Annotated in this window: 5 protein-coding genes and 1 pseudogene; all 6 read left to right on the top strand. The window is 54.2% G+C overall.

The annotated features are described in order from the left end of the window. Window positions 1-838: pseudogene (locus DI14_RS09990) on the top strand (sodium:proline symporter); the annotation flags it as partial. Window positions 839-964: 126 nt separating this feature from the next. Further along, a complete protein-coding gene (locus DI14_RS09985; RefSeq protein ID WP_235193441.1) occupies window positions 965-2,113 on the top strand; it encodes a CapA family protein in 1,149 nt (382 codons plus the stop codon). Window positions 2,114-2,240: 127 nt separating this feature from the next. Then, window positions 2,241-3,452 (top strand): argininosuccinate synthase, encoded by a 1,212-nt coding sequence (locus DI14_RS09980; protein ID WP_029595378.1) that lies wholly within the window; start codon window positions 2,241-2,243, stop codon window positions 3,450-3,452. Beyond that, window positions 3,445-4,827, top strand: coding sequence for an argininosuccinate lyase (gene argH, locus DI14_RS09975; RefSeq protein WP_034808117.1), 1,383 nt, complete (start codon window positions 3,445-3,447; stop codon window positions 4,825-4,827). The genes DI14_RS09980 and argH overlap by 8 nt, the downstream gene beginning before the upstream one ends. A 109-nt stretch (window positions 4,828-4,936) precedes the next feature. Continuing rightward, window positions 4,937-5,467 (top strand): biotin transporter BioY, encoded by a 531-nt coding sequence (locus tag DI14_RS09970; protein ID WP_034808116.1) that lies wholly within the window; start codon window positions 4,937-4,939, stop codon window positions 5,465-5,467. Between the two features lie 64 nt (window positions 5,468-5,531). After that, the gene (locus DI14_RS09965) at window positions 5,532-5,723 is read left to right on the top strand and encodes a hypothetical protein (RefSeq protein WP_034808114.1); all 192 of its coding nucleotides are present in this window, start codon (window positions 5,532-5,534) and stop codon (window positions 5,721-5,723) included. Window positions 5,724-5,935: the final 212 nt, after the last annotated feature.

Below are 5,935 nucleotides of genomic sequence, written 5' to 3'. Positions count from 1 at the left end.
TGATATCGATAAGGCGCTACTTGATCCATTGACAGGACAGTCGCTTATCGGCATCGTCTCGCTCTTCGCTTGGGGTCTCGGTTATTTCGGGCAACCACACATCATCGTCCGTTTTATGGCCATCGAGAAGTTGCAAGACATCAAGATGGCACGACGCATCGGCATCTCGTGGATGTTGTTCACCGTCGTCGGGGCCATGGCAACAGGATTGTTCGGACTCGCCTACTATACTCAGCGCGGGCTAGAAATCGACAACCCAGAAAATATATTCATCAATCTATCTGATTTGTTGTTCGTCGACCTCATCACCGGTGTGTTGCTCGCAGCCTTGCTTGCAGCTATCATGTCGACGATTTCGTCACAGCTCCTCGTCTCATCGAGTGCGGCGACGACCGATTTCTATCAGAAGTTCTTCCGCAAAGATGCCGGCGACCGCGAACTCGTCATGGTCGGTCGAATTACCGTCATCCTCGTCTCGCTCATTTCGATTTGGCTCGCGTTCGGGGCGGATGACACGATTTTGAACTTGGTCGGATATGCCTGGGCCGGATTCGGCTCATCGTTCGGTCCACTCATCCTGTTCAGCCTGTTCTGGAAACGGACGACGCGTCAAGGCGCGCTGGCTGGGATGTTGACCGGTGCGTTCGTCGTCATCGTCTGGAAAAACGTTGCTGCCGATTGGTTCGGGACCTTCGGCGAGCTATATGAGATGATTCCAGCGTTCTTCTTGTCGAGCCTCGCCATTTATGTCGTCAGTTTGTTAACACCGCCACCTAGCACGACGATCACGAACGAGTTTGAGGAGATGGAACACATCTTGAAGACAGAACGGATTTAACACTTGGAGTGCCATGCTACTATAGCCTGGCACTTTTTTCTTGTGCCCTGACAAGGACATTCTTCTTCTATGGCGAATGACTTGAGTAGACCAGTTTGGATCACACGAAAGGAAGTGACTCGTCCGTTGAAACGAGTAATCCCGTATAAACAAGCCATGTTGACCTTGCCCCTCCTCTTTCTGTTCGGCTGTGCGACCGCTGACGTCGAGACGTCTACAGAGCAAACGGAGACCCCGGCACCAGAGACCGAGGCGGAAGCCCCGGCCCCTGTTCCTGAAGAGCCAGAACCCGTCGTGACGACGTCGTCGCTCTATGCCATTGGCGATATCTTGTTGCACGACAGCGTGTATAATGCCGCCAAACGCGGCGACGGCTATGATTTCACCGCCGCCTTCGAACCGATCGCTCCGATTTTGACCGAGGCCGACATCGCCATCGCCAACCAAGAGAGTATGATTGGGGGCAGTGAGATCGGTTTATCGAGTTATCCCGCCTTCAACAGTCCGTATGAGGTCGGCGATGCGCTTCAAGACGCTGGCGTCGACTTGGTGACGACGGCAAACAACCATACGCTCGACCGGGGTGTCACGGCCATCGAGAACTCGATCGCGCACTGGAACGAGATTGGCATGCTGTACACCGGTTCGTTCTTATCGGAGGCGGACAAGTCTGAGCTTCGGACGCTGACCGAGAATGACATCTCATTTGCCTTTCTCGCCTATACGTACGGGACGAATGGAGTCGTTCCGAAACAACCGTATCACGTCAATTACATCGATCTCGAGGCGATGACCCCTGAAATCGAAGCGGCCGAGCAAGCGGCCGATATCACTGTTGTCTCGCTTCATTTCGGGAACGAATACGAGACGGTCCCGAACGAGGCGCAACAGACGCTCGTCCAACAACTGTCCGACCTCGGGGTCGATCTCATCATCGGCCACCATCCCCACGTCCTCCAACCGGTCGCCTGGGTGGACGGCGCCGAAGGCAATCGGACGTTCGTCGCCTACTCGCTCGGCAACTTCCTGTCCGGACAACAAGGGGACGACCGGAATACAGGTGGCATCGTCGGCATCGATGTCGTCAAGACGGTCGAGGCGGATGAGACGACGTTCGAACTCGCCAACCCGATGTTCTATCCGACGTTCACCCGCCGCACAAGTGCCGACGGTCCGTTCGAGGTCGTACCGCTCCAGACCGGCAAGCCGGAGCTGTTCGAGGCCACGAGCCAACACATGTCCCAATGGATGCCCGAGCTCGAAATCGTCCAATGAAGGATCACTTTTCACAAGTGATTTCTTTTTTTTTGCCAAAAAGGTTGCTTTACGGAGAAGCATACGTTAGAGTAATTCGTATATTTATAAATACAGATGAATAATTATGTATAAGGGGTGTAAGGAAATGAAACAAAAACTCGTATTAGCTTATTCAGGTGGACTTGATACATCGGTCGCAATCAAATGGTTGGATGAACAAGGGTATGACGTCATCGCCTGCTGTTTGAACGTCGGCGAAGGAAAAGACTTGGAGCGCATCCAACAGAAGGCACTCAAAGTCGGGGCCGTCAAATCGGTCGTCATCGATGCGGTCGATGAGTTCGTCAACGATTTCGCCCGTTACTCGATGCAGGCCCATACGATGTATGAGGGCGTCTACCCGCTCGTCTCAGCCCTATCGCGCCCGCTCATCTCGAAAAAGCTAGTCGAGGTCGCTCAAGCCGAAGGCGCCATCGCCGTCGCCCACGGATGCACGGGGAAAGGGAACGACCAAGTCCGGTTCGAAGTGTCAATCCATGCGCTCGACCCGTCGCTTGAAATTATCGCCCCGGTGCGGGAGTGGAAATGGTCACGGGAAGAAGAGATCGCCTATGCGGCCGAGCACGGTATCCCGATTCCAATCGTCCAAGAAGAACCGTTCTCGATCGACCAGAACATTTGGGGCCGGGCCGTCGAATGCGGCATCCTCGAGGACCCTTGGGCCGCTCCACCAGCGAGTGCCTACGAATTGACGGCGCAACTCGAAGACACACCGAACGAACCGACGTATGTCGAAATCGAATTCAACGCCGGTGTACCGGTCGCCATCAATGGACAAGCGGCGACGTTCACAGCCATTCTTGAGCAGTTGAACATCGTCGCTGGGGCCCACGGCATCGGGAAAATCGACCATATTGAGAACCGGGTCGTCGGCATCAAATCGCGGGAAGTGTACGAGGCACCGGGTGCGATGACGCTCATCACCGCACACCAGGCGCTTGAGGCACTCACACTCGTCCGGGAAGTCGCCCATTTTAAACCGATCGTCGAACAGAAGTTGACAGAGACGATTTATAATGGCTTATGGTACTCACCATTGACGAAAGCACTCCTCGCCTTCATCGATGAGACGCAACAGACGGTGACAGGTACGGTCCGGATGAAACTATTCAAAGGACAGGCCATCGTCGACGGACGGAAATCACCGATTTCGCTCTATGACGAACACCTCGCGACCTACACGTCGGCCGACACGTTCGACCAACAGGCTGCCGTCGGCTTCATCAAGTTATGGGGACTGCCGACGAAAGTACAAGCGGAAGTGCTCGCTGAGAAAGGAACGATGGTACATGAGTAAACTATGGGGCGGTCGGTTCGAACAGACGGCCAGCGAATGGGTCGACGAGTTCGGGGCATCGATTCATTTCGATCAAGCGCTCGTGCTCGAAGACATCGAAGGGAGCATCGCCCACGTGACGATGCTCGGGGAGCAAGGGATTTTGACTTCGGCTGAAGTCGATCAAATCGTCGGTGGTCTCCATACGCTCGCAAAAAAGGCGAAACAGGACGCGTTGACGTTCAACGTCTTCCATGAAGACATCCATATGAACCTTGAGGCACTTCTTCACGAAGAGATTGGTCCCGTCGCCGGTAAGATGCATACGGCCCGGAGTCGAAACGACCAAGTCGCGACCGACATGCATCTATATTTGAAGAACCGCGTCATCGAGACGATTGCGGGCATCGAGTCGGTGCAGTCAGCACTCGTCTCACACGCCTCACAAAACATCGAGACGGTCATGCCCGGCTATACGCATTTGCAACGGGCCCAACCGGTCTCCCTCGCGCACCACTTGCTCGCATATTTTTGGATGCTCGAGCGCGACAAGGAGCGCTTTCTTGACAGTTTGAAACGAATCGACATGAGTCCGCTCGGGGCCGGTGCGCTCGCCGGGACGACGTTCCCCATCGATCGCCATCGTTCAGCCGAACTGCTCGGCTTTAGCCGTGTCTATCCGAACAGCCTCGACGCCGTGAGCGACCGTGATTTCATCTTGGAATATTTGTCGAACGCCTCGCTCCTCATGATGCACTTGTCACGCTTTTGCGAAGAGTTGATTTTATGGAGCAGTGAAGAGTTTAAATTCATCACGATCTCAGACGTGTTCTCGACCGGTTCGAGCATGATGCCGCAGAAGAAGAACCCGGACATGGCCGAACTCGTTCGTGGTAAATCTGGTCGGGTCGTTGGGAATTTAATCGGGCTGTTGACGATTATGAAAGGTCTTCCTCTCGCCTACAACAAAGACTTGCAAGAAGACAAAGAAGGCATGTTCGATACCGTCAAGACGGTCCAAGGTAGCCTCAGCATCATGGCCGGGATGATTCAAGACATGACGTTCCACGCGGATACGATGAAACGAGCGACCGAGCGCGACTTCTCGAACGCGACCGAGCTCGCTGATTATTTGTCGGCGAAAGGGATGCCGTTCCGGGAAGCGCACGAAGTGACAGGCACGCTCGTCCGTCACTGCATTGAAGAGCGGCTCTACTTGTCAGAGCTTCCGCTCGAGACGTATCAAGCCCATAGCGCGTTGATCACCGAGGACTTATATGACGCGTTGTCCCCTGTGACGGCCGTCGCACGCCGAAATAGCTACGGCGGCACTGGCTTCGATGCAGTTCGAACGCAGCTAGACGAGGCGAATCAAAAATTACCGACGCACGCCTAATCGATGAAGACCACGTCATTTATGACCTGGTCTTCATTTTTTGCTTGTTCACTTCTTTAAATCATGTTAACCTAATTTTAGTCAACGTTAACTGAAAAGGGGTTTACATATGAAAATCAAAGATATCACCCAAATCGCCATCGGGGCGGCGCTGCTCGCGAGCATGGGTTCCATTGCCATCCCGATCGGTCCAGTGCCCATCACGCTCCAAATGCTCGGCATCATGACCGTCGCCTCGATCCTCGGTGCGAAGAAGGGATCCCTCGCCGTCATCGTCTATTTGTTGCTCGGCATGATTGGCCTTCCGGTGTTGAGCGGCTCAGGCGGCCTCGCCCCGTTCGTCGGTCCGACGGTCGGCTATTTACTATCGTTCCCGATTGCGGCCTATTTAATCGGTTATTTCTCTGAGCAACACCGGTCCTTCCCGGCGCTCGTGACGTACAACCTCGTCTTCGGCCTCGGGCTCGTCTACCTACTCGGTAGCCTCGGGTTGCAAGTGATGCTCGGGTTGTCGTTCCTAGACGCCTTGACCGTGAATATCCCGTTCATCATCGGGGATACGTTAAAAGCGCTGCTCGCCGCATTCCTTGCAGTCAAGGTGACGGCCAACAAGCAGGTACAACGTTCGCTTGCGTCTTGAGTACATCGACGCGTTTCACGCGCTTTCTACGGTGGAACATATAAGTATGGAAGGGGGTGTCCTTATGAGCGATTCATCGTTTAAAAAGCGGTTGATGAAAGCGACCCATCTCCATCGCTCGAGTGAAGGACAACGTCGAGGTAAAGAAGAACGGCGACCAAAACGTGACACCGAGGCGTTCGAACGACGATTGCGCGAAGCGAAGAGTAAGGTCGGCGAGATTCAAGAAAACATCGACCATATTTCTAGACGATAAAACCCCGTCGGTTGACGGGGTTTCAGATTGTAGACAAAGTCACGTTTCAGGCGAACTGAAACGTGACTTTGTCGTTTTCGGGCCTTGAGGCGCTCTGCCCGAGCCCCTTTTTCAGGCGGGCTGGGCGTTCTTCCATGCCCAGCCCGCCATCTTCTTGAGATTGAGGGCAGCAAAAGTAAGCATCGCCTGCATTGAAACTTTTTCAAGTCACC

The organism is Exiguobacterium sp. AB2 (assembly GCF_000696055.1).
In the GTDB taxonomy this organism is placed as follows: Bacteria; Bacillota; Bacilli; order Exiguobacteriales; family Exiguobacteriaceae; genus Exiguobacterium; species Exiguobacterium alkaliphilum.
Note: the sequence above shows the minus strand (reverse complement) of the source record. Positions and strands in the feature narration are given on the sequence as shown.

Coding starts and splice junctions, on each gene's coding strand:
- DI14_RS09965 (WP_034808114.1), top strand. CDS start 5,532: ATGAGCGATTCATCGTTTAAAAAGCGGTTGATGAAAGCGACCCATCTC.
- argH (WP_034808117.1), top strand. CDS start 3,445: ATGAGTAAACTATGGGGCGGTCGGTTCGAACAGACGGCCAGCGAATGG.
- DI14_RS09970 (WP_034808116.1), top strand. CDS start 4,937: ATGAAAATCAAAGATATCACCCAAATCGCCATCGGGGCGGCGCTGCTC.
- DI14_RS09980 (WP_029595378.1), top strand. CDS start 2,241: ATGAAACAAAAACTCGTATTAGCTTATTCAGGTGGACTTGATACATCG.